Source organism: Corynebacterium macginleyi, from assembly GCF_003688935.1.
In the GTDB taxonomy this organism is placed as follows: Bacteria; Actinomycetota; Actinomycetes; order Mycobacteriales; family Mycobacteriaceae; genus Corynebacterium; species Corynebacterium macginleyi.
In genome coordinates, this window is record NZ_REGE01000003.1 from 98616 (window position 1) to 115013 (window position 16398).

At 60.6% G+C, this 16398-nt stretch carries 18 protein-coding genes; 7 read left to right on the forward strand and 11 right to left on the reverse strand.

Features of this window, described 5'->3' with window-relative positions; genetic code table 11:
- Positions 1–85 precede the first annotated feature (85 nt).
- Positions 86–826, reverse strand: a complete 741-nt coding sequence (locus D9V82_RS03750; protein WP_121911059.1) for a hypothetical protein — start codon at positions 824–826, stop codon at positions 86–88.
- A 100-nt stretch (positions 827–926) separates the two neighbouring features.
- Between D9V82_RS03750 and D9V82_RS03755 the strand changes: the two genes are divergently transcribed.
- Positions 927–2057, forward strand: a complete 1131-nt coding sequence (locus tag D9V82_RS03755) for an Mrp/NBP35 family ATP-binding protein (RefSeq protein WP_121911060.1) — start codon at positions 927–929, stop codon at positions 2055–2057.
- A 12-nt stretch (positions 2058–2069) separates the two neighbouring features.
- Here D9V82_RS03755 and D9V82_RS03760 read toward each other — a convergent pair whose 3' ends face one another.
- From D9V82_RS03760 to sigE, 3 genes are all read right to left on the reverse strand, one after another.
- Positions 2070–2606 (reverse strand): twin-arginine translocase TatA/TatE family subunit, encoded by a 537-nt coding sequence (locus tag D9V82_RS03760; RefSeq protein WP_121911142.1) that lies wholly within the window; start codon positions 2604–2606, stop codon positions 2070–2072.
- Positions 2607–2627: 21 nt separating this feature from the next.
- A complete protein-coding gene (locus D9V82_RS03765) occupies positions 2628–3083 on the reverse strand; it encodes an anti-sigma factor family protein (protein ID WP_167449722.1) in 456 nt (151 codons plus the stop codon).
- An 82-nt stretch (positions 3084–3165) separates the two neighbouring features.
- The gene (sigE, locus tag D9V82_RS03770) at positions 3166–3795 is read right to left on the reverse strand and encodes an RNA polymerase sigma factor SigE (protein ID WP_121911062.1); all 630 of its coding nucleotides are present in this window, start codon (positions 3793–3795) and stop codon (positions 3166–3168) included.
- 151 nt (positions 3796–3946) lie between these two features.
- Between sigE and D9V82_RS03775 the strand changes: the two genes are divergently transcribed.
- Both D9V82_RS03775 and D9V82_RS03780 read left to right on the forward strand, forming a co-directional pair.
- The gene (locus D9V82_RS03775; RefSeq protein WP_121911063.1) at positions 3947–4594 is read left to right on the forward strand and encodes an O-methyltransferase; all 648 of its coding nucleotides are present in this window, start codon (positions 3947–3949) and stop codon (positions 4592–4594) included.
- Between the two features lie 203 nt (positions 4595–4797).
- Positions 4798–6240 (forward strand): GH32 C-terminal domain-containing protein, encoded by a 1443-nt coding sequence (locus tag D9V82_RS03780; protein WP_121911143.1) that lies wholly within the window; start codon positions 4798–4800, stop codon positions 6238–6240.
- 148 nt (positions 6241–6388) lie between these two features.
- Here D9V82_RS03780 and D9V82_RS03785 read toward each other — a convergent pair whose 3' ends face one another.
- The 7 genes from D9V82_RS03785 to dapE are packed head-to-tail and all read right to left on the reverse strand — an operon-like array spanning position 6389 to position 11155.
- A complete protein-coding gene (locus tag D9V82_RS03785; protein WP_121911064.1) occupies positions 6389–7255 on the reverse strand; it encodes a methyltransferase domain-containing protein in 867 nt (288 codons plus the stop codon).
- A gap of 9 nt (positions 7256–7264) precedes the next feature.
- Complete coding sequence (locus tag D9V82_RS03790; RefSeq protein WP_121911065.1) at positions 7265–7432, reverse strand: DUF3117 domain-containing protein; 168 nt, start codon at positions 7430–7432, stop codon at positions 7265–7267.
- Positions 7433–7444: 12 nt separating this feature from the next.
- Positions 7445–7750: a DivIVA domain-containing protein gene (locus D9V82_RS03795; RefSeq protein ID WP_121911066.1), complete on the reverse strand. Its 306-nt coding sequence runs from the start codon at positions 7748–7750 to the stop codon at positions 7445–7447.
- Between the two features lie 3 nt (positions 7751–7753).
- Positions 7754–8476: a glucosyl-3-phosphoglycerate synthase gene (locus D9V82_RS03800; protein WP_121911067.1), complete on the reverse strand. Its 723-nt coding sequence runs from the start codon at positions 8474–8476 to the stop codon at positions 7754–7756.
- Positions 8473–9285: a dihydropteroate synthase gene (gene folP, locus D9V82_RS03805; protein WP_121911068.1), complete on the reverse strand. Its 813-nt coding sequence runs from the start codon at positions 9283–9285 to the stop codon at positions 8473–8475. The genes D9V82_RS03800 and folP overlap by 4 nt, the downstream gene beginning before the upstream one ends.
- A gap of 14 nt (positions 9286–9299) precedes the next feature.
- On the reverse strand, positions 9300–10064 hold the full coding sequence (locus D9V82_RS03810) for an LOG family protein (RefSeq protein WP_121911069.1): 765 nt from the start codon (positions 10062–10064) through the stop codon (positions 9300–9302).
- Positions 10065–10066: 2 nt separating this feature from the next.
- Positions 10067–11155 (reverse strand): succinyl-diaminopimelate desuccinylase, encoded by a 1089-nt coding sequence (gene dapE / locus D9V82_RS03815; protein WP_121911070.1) that lies wholly within the window; start codon positions 11153–11155, stop codon positions 10067–10069.
- Between the two features lie 87 nt (positions 11156–11242).
- On the opposite strand from dapE, the gene D9V82_RS03820 reads away from it, so the two are divergent.
- The 4 genes from D9V82_RS03820 (at position 11243) to D9V82_RS03835 (ending at position 16345) form a co-directional block, all read left to right on the forward strand.
- On the forward strand, positions 11243–12601 hold the full coding sequence (locus D9V82_RS03820; RefSeq protein ID WP_121911071.1) for an amino acid permease: 1359 nt from the start codon (positions 11243–11245) through the stop codon (positions 12599–12601).
- Between the two features lie 17 nt (positions 12602–12618).
- Positions 12619–13590, forward strand: coding sequence for a 2,3,4,5-tetrahydropyridine-2,6-dicarboxylate N-succinyltransferase (gene dapD / locus D9V82_RS03825; protein WP_121911072.1), 972 nt, complete (start codon positions 12619–12621; stop codon positions 13588–13590).
- Between the two features lie 47 nt (positions 13591–13637).
- Positions 13638–15023 (forward strand): amino acid permease, encoded by a 1386-nt coding sequence (locus D9V82_RS03830; protein ID WP_121911073.1) that lies wholly within the window; start codon positions 13638–13640, stop codon positions 15021–15023.
- A 476-nt stretch (positions 15024–15499) separates the two neighbouring features.
- Entirely contained in the window at positions 15500–16345 is an 846-nt protein-coding gene (locus D9V82_RS03835) for a type IV toxin-antitoxin system AbiEi family antitoxin domain-containing protein (protein ID WP_121911074.1), read from the forward strand.
- Positions 16346–16398 lie beyond the last annotated feature (53 nt).

The following is a 16398-nucleotide window of genomic DNA, read 5'->3' on the forward strand; positions in this document are numbered from 1 at the left end:
CGCGCTCACGGGAATGACGATCGCGTGCTAGGGGGCGCCTTCCGGTGAGCGCGACGGGCGGCGGGGCTAAAGCGCGAGGTAAACCTTAGGAGCTCGTCAGGTCCGAACCCCCGGTGGAAGCGGAATCGCCCTCGCCCTCGACGACGGTGCCGCCGGGGGATTTCATCCATTCGCGGACGGCCTTTTCCACACTGCCTGTATCCTTGGCATCTTCAGCCAAGTCAGAGAGGTCTTTTTGCGTGATGAACTTGGTAAGGGAAGCAAAGGCATTTTCTTCTTCACGATCGAAAAGCCCCTTCCGATAAAGCACCACGAAGTTTTCGGGCAGCTCCGGCTGCGCGTCTTCGCACCCATAGGCCCCGGAAGGTTCTACTGTGGCAAGATCCGTAGGTAACGCGGACATCAATGCGATGTGGGTACGAGCCAGGAAGTCTTCCCCACCTACCTGGCTGTCACTTACGGATTTTTTATACTCCCGCGAAATGTCGCGGGCCTCACTCGGGTTTAGGTAGTTGAGGAAATCGCCTGTACAGCCAACATAGAAGTTGCCCGCCGGAGTGAAGCTGCGGCCTTTGTCCCCGTGAGTCTGGTATAGGTCCTCTTTCACCACGGTGGCCTCACGACCTTCCCGCGCGAGGATCTGGCGGTAGATCTCGCCCAGTACCACTTGGTCGGTTTCATCTGAGTCGATCACGATGTCGACGGGTTCGCGGTCGCTTGACTCCGCGGAGGGCTCGATAACGACGTGATCAGTACACCCTGCCAACAACGTGGCACTGAGGACAGCTCCGACACTGGCAGAGATAGGACGGGCGAGGCTGCGCATGGTTGTAGACGTTCTCCTTTACTAAAGCAACGACGTTGAATGAGTCTACCGTGGCAGCATGTTTACCTCAGGTTGCGCCGTGACTAAGATAGGAGAAGTTATGTCTAGCTCCATCACTGAATCAGCCGTACGCGAGGCATTATCCCACGTCCAAGATCCAGAAATCGGCCGCCCCATCACCGAACTCAATATGGTGAAATCGGTCGATATCGAAGGAAACGACGTCACCGTTGGCATTTATTTGACCATCGCGGGCTGCCCCATGAAGTCCACCATTGAGACCAATACCCGCGCCGCAGTCGAGGATATCGAGGGCGTTGGTAAGGTCACCGTGACCATGGACGCGATGAGCGATGAACAGCGCCGCGAGCTGAAGCAAAAGCTGCGCGGCGGCCAGGCCGAGCCCGAGATTCCTTTTGCCAAGCCCGATTCGACTACGCGCGTATTCGCAGTAGCCTCGGGTAAGGGTGGTGTCGGAAAGTCCTCGATGACCGTCAACCTCGCCGCCGCGCTGGTGGATAAGGGCTTGAAGGTAGGCGTTGTCGATGCCGATATTTACGGCCACTCCGTGCCCAGCTTGCTCGGCTCAGCCGACGGCCCAACTATGCTTGATGATGAAATGCTGCTGCCGCCTATCTCCCACGGCATTAAGCACATCTCGATTGGGCAGTTTGTAAAGGGTAACGCGCCCATCGTCTGGCGCGGGCCCATGCTACACCGCGCGCTGCAGCAGTTCCTGGCGGATGTCTTCTGGGGCGATCTCGATGTCCTGTTGCTTGATCTACCTCCGGGCACCGGCGATGTGGCGCTGTCCGTCGCGCAGCTCATCCCGAATGCGGAGTTGCTCATTGTCACCACGCCGCAGGCTGCCGCAGCGGAGGTGGCCGAACGTGCCGGTTCGATTTCCCAGCAAACGCGCCAACGCGTAGCCGGCGTAATTGAGAACATGAGCGCCATGGTCATGCCGGATGGTTCCACCATGGATGTCTTTGGTGAGGGCGGCGGCCAGTTTGTCGCAGACCGCCTCGGCGTCATTTTGGGCCACAAAGTGCCACTGCTAGCCTCCGTGCCCCTAGATCCAGCCTTGAACTCGAATAGCGATGCAGGCACGCCCATCGTGCTTGAATCCCCCGACTCCCCTGCCGCCAAGGAAATCAGGGCGGTTGCTGATAAGCTCGCCATTCGCTCCGATTCCCTCGTGGGCAAAAGCCTCAACTTGGGCGTGAACTAATAGCGTGTTGTATTAGGTAACATCGCTCCACGCAGAGCCGCCGGTGGAATTTTCCCCACTGAGCTGCAGTTTTTGTTGTTTTTGCGGTGGCTGGTTCGTGGTTTCGACGACTTTGGTCGTGTCGCCATATACCTCGGCATAGTTAAAGGTGGGCCGGGCAGAGCCTTCTTTGTCTGGCACGGATTTCACGCGTTGCTCGGGCTCCTTGGGCGCGGTGCTGGATTTGATGTCTTCCGCCATCTTCTTGGGGTTGAAGTCATCCCAAGCGGAATCATCGCCATCAAAAAGTGCTTTTGTAATGGCGCCCTTAGGCCCCAGCCGCGTCCACTGCGCCGCTTGATTGATCGGGCCGCGGATATCGTCGAATTCGGCAGAAAAGGAACCCATCTCGCCGTTAAGTTCCGCCTTCGCATTATTGATGGCCTTGCGGGCAGCATAGACCGCCGCGCGGACATCCTTTATGACCTCCGGCATGCGCTCCGGGCCGATGATGACGATGCCGAGTAGGACAATGACAATAATCTCGGGCCAGCCTATGGAAGAAAACACGGTTAGATTCACCCCCTCCGTTTAGCGCTGCCCGCGCTGATTGTGTTTGATCGCGCGTACCACCGTCTCGATTTTATCCAGAAAATCTTGCTCCGGTCGGTGCGCCGGAGTCGACGCATCGGGGCCTGGCGCCACGCCCTCCGTGGCCATTCCAGCGAGCTTGGCTAATAAAGATTGCGGGGCCTTTACCGCGGAATCATCACTGCAGTGCCGCACCCACTCGGAGGCATGACGTTGGTGATGCACATCAGCGCGGCACTCCGCACAATGGACAAGATGGATGCGCACCCGGTGCATGGCTTTGGGTTCCATCTCCCCGTCTACGAAGGCGACGACGGCTTCAGGACCGAGGTGGCCGATAGAATCGCTGCGCCGCGCCCGTGCCTTTGCCTTATCCCGTGCCTTCGCCTGGTCTGGGGTAAAGTCGCAGCGCTCACTGAGACTGGAGAAAGTGCGGCGCCGTCGTATTGAGTCCATCGACACTCTCCTCACGTTCAAGCCACCGTTGGTTTACTCACGCTTAAGCCTCCTGCCGCGCGGCAGGGGCGACGATTCGATTCTAGCGCGTGCGCAGCAATATGCGCGCTTCCGCATTAGTTTGTGCCTCTTTCTCTAACGCCGTACGCAATTGAGAGCGGCCGCGGTGGATGCGCGAGCGCACCGTACCCATCTTCACGCCGAGAGTTTCAGCGATTTCGTCGTAGCTCATACCCTCGACATCACAAAGAACCACTGCAACACGGAAATCCAGTCCCAAGCTATCTAGTGCAGACTGCAGCACGGGATCCAGATTAGACACGTTGTAGGCCTGCTCTGGGGTCATATCCGTGCCCGGAACACGCTCATAGTCCTCAGGTAAGGATTCCATGCGGATTTTGGAACGGTGGCGCACCATATCCAAAAAGAGGTTGGTGGTAATGCGGTGCAGCCAGCCGCCAAAGATACCCGGTTGGTATTTATCCAAGGAACGGAAAACACGCATGAAGGTCTCTTGGGTGAGATCCTCTGCATCCTGCTGGTCACCGGATAACCGGTAAGCCAAGCGGTACACGCCATCAGCGTGCTCTGCCACCAAGTCTGCCCACGAAGGCATTGTGGCTTCGCCCGCGTCGAACGCCGCGGTACCGGTCAACTCCACGTTCAGATCGGTGGAGGGAACGGACTCGCCATCGCGCTTCGTTTCTGTCATGGATGTTATTTTTCTACACTTAACCTAGAAACTCCAGCCACTGCACTAATAATATGCTGTGAGTCCGTCACACACTCCCCATAAACCACAATTTCGCTGGCTGAGCGCGTTTTTCCCACCGCATAGCGCAACTTTACCTATTGTTCTATTTGTGACTACTACCGCATATGAAGCACTGCGCTCTTATATCGATTCCACCAGTGAGCCTTCGGCGGCTCTCCGCGGCGCCCGTGACCACGCCGAGGAATACGGCCTGCCCATCCCAGATGAACCCACCGGCCAGCTTCTCACCACGCTGACGGCGGCCTCCTCCAGCGGAATAAACCGTCCCCAGGCCGTGGCGATTACCCCCGCTGCCTCCGTCGTGGGCCTCTACCTGTTTGCGGGCATGCCAGACGCTGGCGTCCTAACCTGCATCGACCCGGAAGCCGAGCACCAGCGCAGCGCCAAGGCCGCCTTCCACGAGGCCGGTTACGCCTCCAGCCGCGGCCGCTTTCTGCCTTCGCGCCCCCTCGACGTGCTCGGGCGCCTCGCCACCGAGGCTTACCAAATCATTTACGCGGACGTTGCCGCCCTCGATCTCCCCGCCCTAATTAAGGCAGCATGGCCGCTGCTGCAGCAGCACGGCACGCTGGTACTTGCCAACGCGCTTCTTGACGGCACCGTTGCCGATACCTCCCGCACCGATCGCGATACCGCCGCCGCGCGCGAAGCCGATGAATACCTCCGCGAGCTCGAAGGTGCCACCGTGACACGGCTCCCGCTAGGTTCGGGGCTGACATTGGTGACGAAGCTTTAAGAGAGACATCGGCAAGCGCGGACGCTGCGCGCGATTAAAGTTATCCGTATTCTGGGTGTACGTGACAGCCGGACACTGCCCAAAAGCCCCTGCCCATGAGCGGCGGCACAACCACCGCGTTGCAGGTCAACGATTTTCCTCCCGGCGTGGCTACCGCCACAATCCAAGCCCCTAACCCACACCTGATTCAAGAGAGGAATGCCGTGACGACTCACCGCCCCGAACTCCACTTCACACCCGATGCTGGCATCCTAGATGCACCCGCCGGCGTCCTTCGCGATGGCGATACGTGGCATATGTTCCACCAATATCGCCCCACGCCCGATGCTCCGGCACGTTGGGGACATACGTACTCGGAGGAAGCGCCGTTTAACTGGCTGGACTGCGATGATGTCCTTGCTCCGGCTGGCGGAGAGCTGGCCCTCCGCGCCGGGTCGGTGGCCCAGAGTGGGGACGCTATCAACCTTTATTTCACCTCCGTGACCGCAACCGGCACCTCTGTTGTCCTTGCGCGCTATTCCGGCATCGACGATATCTGCGAGGTTTCCGATGACTCCTTGGCCCTCGACCCCAAGGTCGTGCGCTTTGGCGAGGTGGCCGGCAACACCACCGACCACACCCGTTTCCGCTCGCCTTCCGTCGTACCTGATTGGGCCACCGATGACCGCGAAGACGGCCACGAAGGTTGGCTCATGCTGGCGCTTTCCGGGCGCACCGACACCCCACAGCCAGTCATCCTAAAAAGCCACGATGGCGTCTCATGGTCCTTGCGCGGCGGCCTTACCTTCGAGGGTGATCCCGGCTTCCTCGACGGCGAGGTTCCCACCGACTCCCCGATTCCTCCGGTTGTTTCCCCACGCATCGTGCGCCTGCGCGATGAAATCGACGAAGAAATCTACGACGTCCTCTTTGTCACCCTCGAGCGCGACGGCCGCGATGTCTCCGGCTACCTCGTGGGCCAGCTGGAAGATACCACCTTCACGGTAGTCTCCGGTTTCCGCCGCGTGGACTTCGGCCACGATTTCTCCCGCCCGCGCAATACAAACGTGACGGTAGGCACGATTCCGAAAGAACAGCGCTACGAGCGCGCCGTCATCCTCGGCCTGCTCAACGGCAATGGCCGCGGCGACGACGCCACTCAGCACGCCTCCTGGGACACCGAAGGCTGGGCAAATGCGCTCTCCCTGCCACGTCAGGTCACGCTCGAAGGCGGCGTATTGTACCAAGCACCAGCCATCGGCCTGCCCGAGGCAGTCCAGCTTTCGGATTACGCACGCTCCTGGACCGGCGTCCTGGAGGTTCCCACCGGCTCCAGCGTCACCATCACCCTGCGCGATGGCAACGGCGACCCCGCCGCCACCATCTGCCACTCCGGCGAGAAAATCAGCCTCGATCGTTCCATGAATAAGGCCTTCGACAACTACTTTGCCGATTCGGCTCCCGCCACCGCCACGCTTGCCGATGGCGACTCCGATACCCTCACCATCATCCAAGACGGCTCCACCGTAGAGGTCTTCGTCGACGGCGGGCTCATCGCCATGGCATCCCGCGTCTATTTCGACGGCGGCTGTTCCGGCATGGATGTCAAGACCACCGGTGCAGCGGTCCTCGAACAAGACTGGCAGCGCTCCGGCTCCAAGCTCTAATACGCCCCTGCCCTTCACTTACTACCTTCCCTTCGCGCTCACCGGAAAGGGAAAAGAACCGCCCCACACGCTGCTGGTGAGCGCGAAGGGCGGTTCGCAAGAGATGGATCGATAAGGGACGGATGTGCAGTTAAACCTGCCGCACCGATTAGACAGCGCGAAGGCGGTCCAGCCGGGCGCGAGCGGTGACCGTCAGCGTGGGAGGCAGGGCCGCCATGCGCTCTGCCAGTTCATCGGCGCTGATGTGGCGGGCGGACGGGCTCATTCCTACCTGCGCGGCGATGTCCGCTTTATCCAGCTGGATGGGGAAAGAAATATCTACCGGGTCGGCCGCTTGCTCCAGGTAACCTTCCGCTTGCTTATACATGCGGTCAACCTTGCCCTCTTCCACACCGATAATACCGAGGGGATTGCGCAGTTCATCGAGGTGCCCAGCGCCCGGAGTCAGTACGATGACTTGACCACCGGGGGCAAGGACGCGTTGAAATTCTGACGGGTTGCGTGGGGCGAAGACAACAGAAATGGCGTCGATAGATTCATCGCGGATGGGAAGTCGCTGCCAAACATCCGCAACCACTGCACCTACGCGCGGGTGACACTTGGCCAGATGCTTAGCCGCATGAGGGGAGATATCGAGGCCGACGCCGCGCGCGCCGTCAATAGAATCAAGTGTGTGGGCAAGATAGTAGCCGGTTCCGGCGCCAACTTCGAGAAGCGAGGCGGGCGTAGATGCAGACAGCGAGCCTGCATCGAGCGCATCTTGCACTGCGCCGGTCACAGACTCGACAAAGGGCGCGAAATGGCCGGTGGCTAAATACGCCTCGCGGGCGTTGACCATGTCCATGTCGTCGCCTTTGTGCTTCAGGCCAGCACCGGCCACTAAGGTCACATACCCTTGTTTGGCCACATCAAAGGAATGGCCAGACTCCGAAACAAGGCGGGAAAAATTATCAGCACCGGAAAGCACCGTGCCGTCATTCGGATCGGCCAGAATGTCGACGATATGAGAGAGCATGTATACAGACTAGCTAGAAACCTCGGTAAGTAAAGAACCGAGCTCCGCGGCCTCTTCCTTGCTCAGCTCGATGACGATGCGCCCTCCGCCGTCAGACGGGATGCGCATAACGATCTTGCGGGACTCCACAACCGCTTCCATTTCTCCGCCGGTGGTACGTGGCTTCATTGCTGCCATGGCAAGGCTCCTTTAACTATCTTCGTTTCTTTCCAGCCTAGTCTCTTTTTGTCCACTTTTCCGCGCGGCCGCGAGTTCTTGCTCCAGGTGCGCGAGCAGATCATCGACCTGGTCCTGGCGGTACCCACGCGGAACGACCTCGAAATGCACATCATCAAAGCGACCCTGAGCTGCGGCGACGCGGTTATTTTCCAGGACCCTCTGTGGCTCGTCGGGTGGGTCCATTACGGTCCCGGGCCCAAAAATTGAACCCCACACCCACGTTCCGATCACTATGAACGCGATGAGCACCACGATAAGCACAATCCAGGACAGCATGGATTAAATCTTACCTAGCAGCGGCGGACGCTGAGCAATCGGCGCGCTTACCCCGGCGCGCGAGAGCAGCGTGCGCGCCACGATATCCGCCATTGGGGCGAGCTCTTTAAGCGGCCGGTTGCGGTGGACTCGGGTGCCTAGGTCTACTTCCGTCAGCCCGCCGCGCTTGCCGATGTCCACCAGCAGCCCCGCTTCCACCCCATAGCCCTCCACGAAGGGCACTGCTAGCGCGGCCGAACGGCGAACGGCGTATTCGCCGCCCAAGGGTTGATCGATGTGGGCTAGTTCTGGGAAGAATTGCCGGATGAGCGGCTTGGCGGTCAATTCAGTTACGCGCCCTCCGCCGCTGGGCTGACCATTGAGACTGCGGCGGTAGCGAGCTTTGACCATATTCACGCTGGGATCTTGCAGGGGCGCCGCAAATGCTGTGACCATGCCGGGCGCTGCGGATTCTAGGTCGGCGTCGATAAAGACCACGATGTCCCCGCGCGCGGCAGCGACCCCGCGCCACAGTGACTCGCCTTTGCCGGGGCGCGGCGGCTCAGGCAGGATATCGCGCCAGTTGCGCACATCGGCCCCGGCGGCGCGGGCGATGGCGGCGGTGTCGTCGGTGGAGTCGGCATCGATGACGAGTACTTCAAGGGGGTCATCGGCAAGGCAGGCGTGGATTACGCCGGCCACTGTAGATTCCTCGTTAAGCGCCGGAATGATGACGGAAACGCTCATGCCAGTCCGCGGGTAGTGTCGAGGGGAGCGGCCGTGCCCCGAATGGCGGCGGTCATGCGGATCACGTCGACGGTTTCTGCAACCTCGTGGACGCGGAAGGCGGCCACCCCGTGCGCTGCGGCCCAGGCGGTGGCGGCTAGCGTCCCGGCTACCCGGTCTCCTACCGCGCGCGCGAGGGTTTCGCCCACGAAGTCCTTATTGGAAAGCGCCATGAGCACAGGCCAACCGGTATCGACGATCTCGTCAATACGCCGCAAGAGCTCCAGGCCATGATAAGTGTTTTTACCAAAGTCGTGTGTGGGATCGATGAAGACGAGCTCTTCCGGGCAGCCGAGCCTCGCGGCCTTTTCTGCCAGAGCGGTAGTCTCTGCTATGACGTCGGCGACGACGTCATCAAAATGCACGCGGTGCGGGCGGGTGCGTGGGTTAATCCCGCCGGTATGCGAGCACACGTAACCCACGCGGTGGTGGCCGGCGACCTCGATAAGCTGCGGATCCCAGCCTGCCCAGGTGTCGTTGACCAGTCTGGCTCCGGCGGCGATGGCGGCCTCGGCAACATCGCTGCGCCAGGTATCTACGGAAATCAGCGCATCCGGGTGGCGCTCATGTACGTGGGCTATGGTGGGCACGACACGGTCGATTTCTTCCGCGCTATCCACCTCCTCGCCCGGGCCGGCCTTAACCCCTCCGATATCGATGATGGAAGCTCCTGCCGCAATGACCTCGTCGCAGCGCTTTAGGGCGGTTTCCATGCCAAAGGTAGCCCCCTTGTCATAAAAGGAGTCCGGGGTGCGATTGACTATCGCCATCACGCGCGCGAGGCTCAACGCGGCTCCTTAATGCGCTTATCGCTCATGACCTTGTGGCGCTCAATGATGTGGGAGACTGCCACAGCGGGGTCATCGGTAAGCAGGAAAAGCTCCTGGTCATCTTCGTTGATGTACCCGTCGGCGGCAAGGGTATTTTTCATCCACTCCAGCAGGCCGGACCAATACTCGGTACCCATGAGCACGATGGGATAATTGGTGACTTTTCCGGTCTGGACCATGCAAAGTACCTCGAAGAACTCGTCCATAGTGCCCATCCCACCGGGCAGGCAGACAAAGGCCTGGGAATATTTCAAAAACATCGTCTTGCGGGCGAAGAAGTAGCGAAAGTTCAGGCCCAAGTCCACGTACTTGTTGAGGCCCTGCTCGTGCGGCAATTCGATACCCAAGCCCACCGAAAGGCCATCGGCCTCGTGCGCGCCTTTATTGGCCGCCTCCATGATGCCGGGGCCGCCGCCGGTGATGACGGCATAGGCAGATTCGGCGAGCTTACGGCCGAGCTCTTCAGCCAATTTATAGCTCGCATTCTCAGGTTGAGTACGAGCCGAACCAAAGACCGTCACGGCCTTGGGCAGCTTGGCAAGCGCATCGAAGCCGGCGACGAATTCGCCTTGGATGCGCAGAACGCGCCAGGGATCGGCGTGTTGCCATTCGTGATCCGCGCCGGATTCCAGCAGGCGCTGGTCAAAGGTGGATCCTTGTTCTCCCTCGCTGCGTAGCAAGAGCGGGCCGCGCAGGGTACGCATGTGATCAGGGGTCATGTTTATCCCTTCAGATAGTTCAGGAGTGCGGTAGAAACTTCTGTGATTTGTGCCGTAGGCACCTGCTCGTCCTTCTTATGTGCAAAGCCCGGATCACCGACGCCGAAGTTCACGGCGGGAATGCCCATTTCGGCAAAGCGCGAGACATCAGTCCAACCAAACTTGGCGCGGACGTTGCCACCGACGGCATCGACAAGCGCACGCGCCGCGGGTTGCCCCAGGCCAGGCAGGGCGGCACCGGCGATGTCGTCGATTTCTATGGTGACGTCCTCATGCTTGCCGATGACCTCTTTAATGTACTCCAATGCCTCCTCCGTGCTGCGGTCTGGGGCAAAGCGGAAGTTGACAAACATCCAGGCTTCGTCCGGCAAGGTATTGGTGGCCACACCAGCCTCCAGGCGGACGATGTTCAGACCTTCGCGGTAGGTGCAACCATCGATGGTGACCTCGCGTGGCTCGTAGTTCGCAATGCGTGTCATGACGGGAGCTAGTTTGTGCGCGGCGTTGGACCCCAACCAGGAACGGGCCGAGTGCGCGCGGGTACCATTGGCCGTCACGCGCAGGCGAATCGTGCCCTGGCAGCCAGCTTCCACCATCGCGCCGGAGGGCTCACCCAATAGCGCAAAATCGCCCTGTAGCCACTCAGGGTGCTCCTTTTGCAAATGGCCCAGCCCATTAAATTCAGTGGATACTTCTTCCCCCTCATAAGCGATGACGGTTAAATCATGCTGGAGCTCTGCAGATTCGTGCAGGTGAGCAAAGGCGTTAAGATATACTGCCATGCCGGATTTCATGTCCACGGTGCCGCAACCAAACATAATATCGGCGCCGTCTTCGGTGGTGTCCATGCGATGCGGTACGTTATCTGCCAATGGAACGGTATCGATGTGGCCGGCAAGAATCACGCGGGAATTCATCCCGCGGTTCGTGCGCGCACACACCGTATTGCCAAAGCGGGCGACCTCCACGTCTAGACCACGCAGGGCTTCTTCCACCGCATCCGCGATGGCCTCCTCGTGGTGGGAGGGGCTCGGGATATCGACGAGTGCCTTGGTCACTGCGATGGGGTCGGCGAATAGATCTAAAGTCACAAGCCGCCATGGTAGCGTCCCGCTGGATCCGTTGCATTGTGTAATGTTCATTTCACTGCAAAAATAACCTCTCACAAGGCGGTAATTATGGCCGAAGCCACACAATTAAAAACACGACACCTCACCATGATGGGCCTTGGCTCCGCGGTGGGTGCCGGCCTCTTCTTGGGTGTCGGGTTGGGAATACAAATCTCCGGCACCTCGGTACTCATCTCCTATGCCGTCGCCGGCGCTCTCATAGCACTCATTATGTGGATGCTCGGGGAAATCGCCGCGGCCCGCCCCTCACTCGGCTCCTTTTCTACCTACGCCGGCCAAGCCTTCGGCCACTGGGCACGCTTTACGATGGGCTGGATCTACTGGTTCATGCTCATCATGGTCATGGGTGCCGAAATTACCGGCGCTGCCGCCATCATCAGCAGTTGGTTCGATATCGCGCCATGGATCCCCGCGCTTATTGCAGTAGGCTTTTTCGCCGTAATAAATTTCGCCGCCGTGCGCGGCTTCGGTGAATTCGAGTTCTGGTTCGCCATCATCAAGGTCGCCGTCATCGTCGCCTTCCTCGCCATCGGACTCCTTATGGCGCTTGGCATTCTGCCCGGCATGGATCTCTCCCGAGCCGCAACCAACTTCACCGATAACTTCCTGCCCAATGGCATGCCCGGCTTCGCCGCGGGCCTACTCGCCGTGGCCTTCGCCTTCGGCGGAATCGAGGTAGTAACCATCGCAGCCGCCGAGTCCGAAGACCCCGCCCGCAACGTAGCCACCGCGGTACGCGCGATCATCGTGCGCATCATGATCTTCTACATCGGATCGGTCGTGGTTATCACCATGGCTCTGCCGTTTAGCCAGATTCAAGACGCCGATGCTGCAGCCGATTCCCCCTTCACTCTGCTGCTCGAGGCGGCCAAAATCCCATTTGCCGCGGGCTTTATGGAAGCCATCATTGTGCTGGCCCTGCTGTCCGCCTTCAACGCGCAAATTTACGCCACTTCACGCTTCGTCTTCGACATGTCCAAGGACCACTGCGCGCCCAAGTTGTTCCTCAAGACCAACCACTCCGGCTCCCCCGTCAATGCCGTCATCTTGTCCATGGTCTTCGCCTTCGCCTCGGTGGGCCTCCAGTTCTGGAACCCGCCAGGACTGCTAGCCTTCCTCTTCAACGCCGTCGGCGGCTGCCTGTTGGTCATCTGGTCCTTCATCGTCGCCTCCTTCCTCAAGCTGCACCCGCAGTTGAAGGCGAATGGCGAAATCAAAGGTATCCGAGTCCCCGGCTACCCCTGGTTGCCGTGGGCGACCGCCGCCGCACTCGCCGCCCTGACCATCTCCATGCTCTTTGATCCCTCCGCCCGCAGCCAAGTCATCGCCGTCATCATCCTCTCTGCCGCGCTCTTCGCCGTGTCCTTTGTGGTTCCCAAGGGCAAGCACGAACAAGTCCGGCAGTAATTGCTAAGCTAGCCACCATGACTTCTGCATCTGCACGTGGCCTGGCAACCATTACCCACGACGGCACCGTTTTGGACGTTTGGTTCCCAGCAGTTCACACTGATAAGCCAGTAGACACCACCGGCACGACGCGCCTGGAGGAGACTCCGCAGCAGTTCTCCGCTCTGGTCGGCCCCGATGAAGAGCGCGGCGTGGCCCGCCTGGCGGTAGAAACCACCATCGCTGACCTCGACGAGGCCCCCATCGATACCTACGACGCCTACCTGCGCCTCCACCTACTTTCGCACCGCGAGGTCAAGCCGCACGGTCTCAACATGGACGGCATCTTCGGCCACCTCAACAACGTGGTCTGGACCAACTACGGCCCCTGCGCCATCTCCGATTTCCAGATGGTGCGCGGCCGCCTCGCCTCCCGCGGCCCCGTCGTGGTCTACTCCGTAGACAAGTTCCCCCGCATGGTGGACTACGTCGTCCCCTCCGGCGTACGCATTGGTGACGCCGACCGCGTCCGCTTGGGTGCCCACTTGGCAGAGGGCACCACGGTCATGCACGAGGGCTTCGTCAATTTCAACGCCGGCACCTTGGGTGCGTCCATGGTGGAAGGCCGCATTTCCGCGGGCGTCGTCGTGGGAGATGGCTCCGATATCGGCGGCGGCGCCTCTATCATGGGCACCCTGTCCGGCGGCGGTAAGGAAGTCATTTCCATCGGGAAACGCTGCTTGCTAGGCGCTAACTCGGGTATCGGCATTTCACTTGGCGATGATGCCGTTGTCGAAGCCGGCCTCTACGTCACCGCTGGCACCAAGGTTGCCGTATTTGGCAAGGTGGCCGAAGCCTTGGGCGTTAGCAATGGCGAGGCCGTCAAAGGCTCTCAGCTCTCTGGCGCCTCCGGCCTGCTGCTACGCCGAAATTCCGTTTCCGGCGCCGTCGAAGCCGTGGAGTGGAACTCTGAGGCAGTCGCACTGAATGAAGACCTGCACAAGAATTAACCCCACCCCAATTACGGCGCCCTGAGGGTAGAAAATACGATGAAAAAGTGTCTGATAACTCTTCTACCCTTGGTTCTGGCTTAAGGGTCCGCCACCTCTCCATGATGGGGCTCGGCTCCACCATTGGCGCCGGTCTCTTCCTCGGCACGGGCGTCGGTATTTCCGCCGCCGGCCCAGCGGTGCTCATCGCCTACGCTATCGCCGGATTCCTCGCCGTCCTCGTAATGCAAATGCTTGGGGAAATGGGAACGGTCATCCCCGCCTCCGGTTCCTTTTCCGAGTACGCCGAACACGGCATCGGCCGCTGGGCGGGATTCACCCAAGGGTGGATCTATTGGTGCGCCACCGTCGCCGTCCTCGGCGCCGAAATTACCGGCGCGGCAGGTTTCATCGGCTCCTGGTTTAACGTCCCGCCCTGGATACCCGCCGCCATCTGCGTCGCCATCTTCGGCCTCGTCAATCTGCTGCGCGTGCGCGCCTTCGGCGAATTCGAGTACTGGTTCGCGCTCATCAAGGTTATCGTCATAGTCGCCTTCCTCATCATCGGCGTGCTACTAATTTTCGGTATCCTGCCTGGACACACCCTCATAGGCACGTCCGTCTTCCTTGCCGATGGTTTCATGCCCAACGGCCTCGGCGGCGTCAGCGCCGGTCTGCTCGCAGTAGCCTTCGCCTTCGGCGGCATCGAGGTCGTCGCCATCGCCTCCGCCGAATCAGAGAAACCCGAAAAATCCCTGGTTAAAGCCGTGCGTTCCACCATCCTGCGCATCTGCGTGTTCTACCTGGGCTCCGTTCTCGTTATCTCGTTCCTGCTTCCCTATTCCAGCTTGGACGCCGCCTCCACCGCCGCCGAATCACCATTCACCATGGTTCTCGACCGCGCCGGCATCCCCGGTGCCGCCGGCATCATGGAGGTCATCATCGTCCTCGCGCTGCTGTCCGCCTTTAACGCGCAAATCTTCGCCTCCTCCCGCATGATGCACTCCCTCGCCTCCCGCGGCGAGGCCCCGCGCATCTTCGCCGCCACCAATCCCCAGGGCGTTCCAACCTCCGCCATCGCCCTGTCCGTGGTGCTCTCCGCCCTCATGGTCGTCCTCAACTACGCCGATACCGGCTGGTTGCTCACCTTCATGCTCAACGCCGCCGGCGCCTCCCTGCTCATCGTCTGGGTCTTCATCGCCGTCAGCCAGCTGCGCCTGCGCCGACAACTCGAAGCCCTGCATCCACTCCCCATCCGCATGTGGGCATTTCCCTACCTCACCTGGTTTGCGCTGGCCCTCTTCGCAGCCATTGGGACGCTCATGCTTTCCGATGCCACCGCCCGCACCCAACTCCTCTCCGCCGCCGCCATGTTCGCGGTGCTCGCCCTCGCGGGTGTGCTTAATTCCAAAGCCCGCGGCATTAACCCAACCTCCACCCTCCCGCTGACCTAGCGGTGCATCCAACCCCGTCCTTCGCGCCCTACACCACCTCACACCCAGCCCGCCGCACCTGCCGCCCCGCCCTTCGCGCTCACCAGCGCTGGGCGGGGTGCTGTATTTTCTCCTCCCCGTGAGCGCAACGGGTGCCGGGCCATCCTTCGCGCTCACAGGGAGGAGAGCTGGGCATCGGAGAGCGTGGGCGGTGAACGGCAAGGGATCTGGACGAGAGGCTCGCTCCTCGCGGTCGCCGCCACGCCCACGTTTTAATGCTTCGTGCGAGGCTAACCGCCACGAACGCCCCTCGCGGTCACCAGGAGCCACTGTAGGGCTCACAACTGGTAGACGGTGAGCGCAAAGGGAGGGGTGAGGGGAGGTTATCCACAGGGCAGCGACGGAAATGGGGCGCGAGGCCGCTAATTAGGCGAGTTATCCACAGGCTGGCGTAACTCGTCTGGACGGCGAGGCAACCGGCTCTTTAGGTTGAAGCCATGGGGGCATGGACGACCGCGCAATTGCGCGAGCAGGGATTGGGCAAGGAAGCGATTCGGAGGCGGGTACGTGCAGGGAGGCTGTACCGCGTGCACCGGGGGATTTATACCGACGAGTGGACGCCGCTAGCCGTGGCGAAGGCGCTGGCGCATGGACTGAGCCGCATTCATTTTACGGGCAAGACCGCGCAGGAAATTCACCTTGACCGGCCGCTTACGTTTCCGTTAGAGGCGGAGGGGCCGCGCACGCTGCAGGGTAAGAATTTCCGGGTTTCGCATTCTCGCCTCAAGGCAACAAGCCTGGTCAAGGGATTGCCGGTGGTGCAGGTTCTGTGGGCTGCGCGGAAGATTGCCAGGGCCTGTGGCCCGCTACTGGAAGAGTTCTATCGCGGCGAAAAGGGACACGGCCGACTGGAGCGCGACCGCAAGCGAATGGGCCGGGCGCCGCGGGCGTTGCAGGAGACGATTCGGCTTTCGGCGATCGGGGCGGATAGTCCGCCGGAGCGGAAGGTGAGCCGTGCCCTGCGCGCCGAGGGAATTTTCCCTGTTCACAACGCCCGCGTTTGCGGATATCGCTTCGATCTTTTGATGGGCAAGCTCATCGTGGAGATCGACGGCTGGACCTACCACAACCACAGCCTCGCTTTTCAGGCCGACCGCTCCAAACAAAACGCCGCGACCGCGCATGGGTACACGGTTTTGCGCTTTACTGCCGATGACGTCACGCACCACCTGGACCAAGTCATCCTCCTCATCAAAGCCACCCGTGACCTGCTCAAGGGCCGCAAGCCACAGCTTCCGATTTCCGCCACGCAGCCGTATTGGAATTGGCATTTATGTGTTTAACCCTTGCCATAGTGTAAAGTTTGCTTTACATTAAGTCATGTAAACACGACGGG

Bases quoted from the DNA above. Each gene is read 5' to 3' on its own strand.
- D9V82_RS03750 (WP_121911059.1), bottom strand. From the start codon at position 826: ATGCGCAGCCTCGCCCGTCCTATCTCTGCCAGTGTCGGAGCTGTCCTC.
- D9V82_RS03755 (WP_121911060.1), top strand. From the start codon at position 927: ATGTCTAGCTCCATCACTGAATCAGCCGTACGCGAGGCATTATCCCAC.
- D9V82_RS03765 (WP_167449722.1), bottom strand. From the start codon at position 3,083: ATGGACTCAATACGACGGCGCCGCACTTTCTCCAGTCTCAGTGAGCGC.
- sigE (WP_121911062.1), bottom strand. From the start codon at position 3,795: ATGACAGAAACGAAGCGCGATGGCGAGTCCGTTCCCTCCACCGATCTG.
- D9V82_RS03785 (WP_121911064.1), bottom strand. From the start codon at position 7,255: ATGCTCTCTCATATCGTCGACATTCTGGCCGATCCGAATGACGGCACG.
- D9V82_RS03790 (WP_121911065.1), bottom strand. From the start codon at position 7,432: ATGGCAGCAATGAAGCCACGTACCACCGGCGGAGAAATGGAAGCGGTT.
- D9V82_RS03795 (WP_121911066.1), bottom strand. From the start codon at position 7,750: ATGCTGTCCTGGATTGTGCTTATCGTGGTGCTCATCGCGTTCATAGTG.
- D9V82_RS03800 (WP_121911067.1), bottom strand. From the start codon at position 8,476: ATGAGCGTTTCCGTCATCATTCCGGCGCTTAACGAGGAATCTACAGTG.
- folP (WP_121911068.1), bottom strand. From the start codon at position 9,285: ATGGCGATAGTCAATCGCACCCCGGACTCCTTTTATGACAAGGGGGCT.
- D9V82_RS03810 (WP_121911069.1), bottom strand. From the start codon at position 10,064: ATGACCCCTGATCACATGCGTACCCTGCGCGGCCCGCTCTTGCTACGC.
- D9V82_RS03820 (WP_121911071.1), top strand. From the start codon at position 11,243: ATGGCCGAAGCCACACAATTAAAAACACGACACCTCACCATGATGGGC.
- dapD (WP_121911072.1), top strand. From the start codon at position 12,619: ATGACTTCTGCATCTGCACGTGGCCTGGCAACCATTACCCACGACGGC.
- D9V82_RS03835 (WP_121911074.1), top strand. From the start codon at position 15,500: ATGGGGGCATGGACGACCGCGCAATTGCGCGAGCAGGGATTGGGCAAG.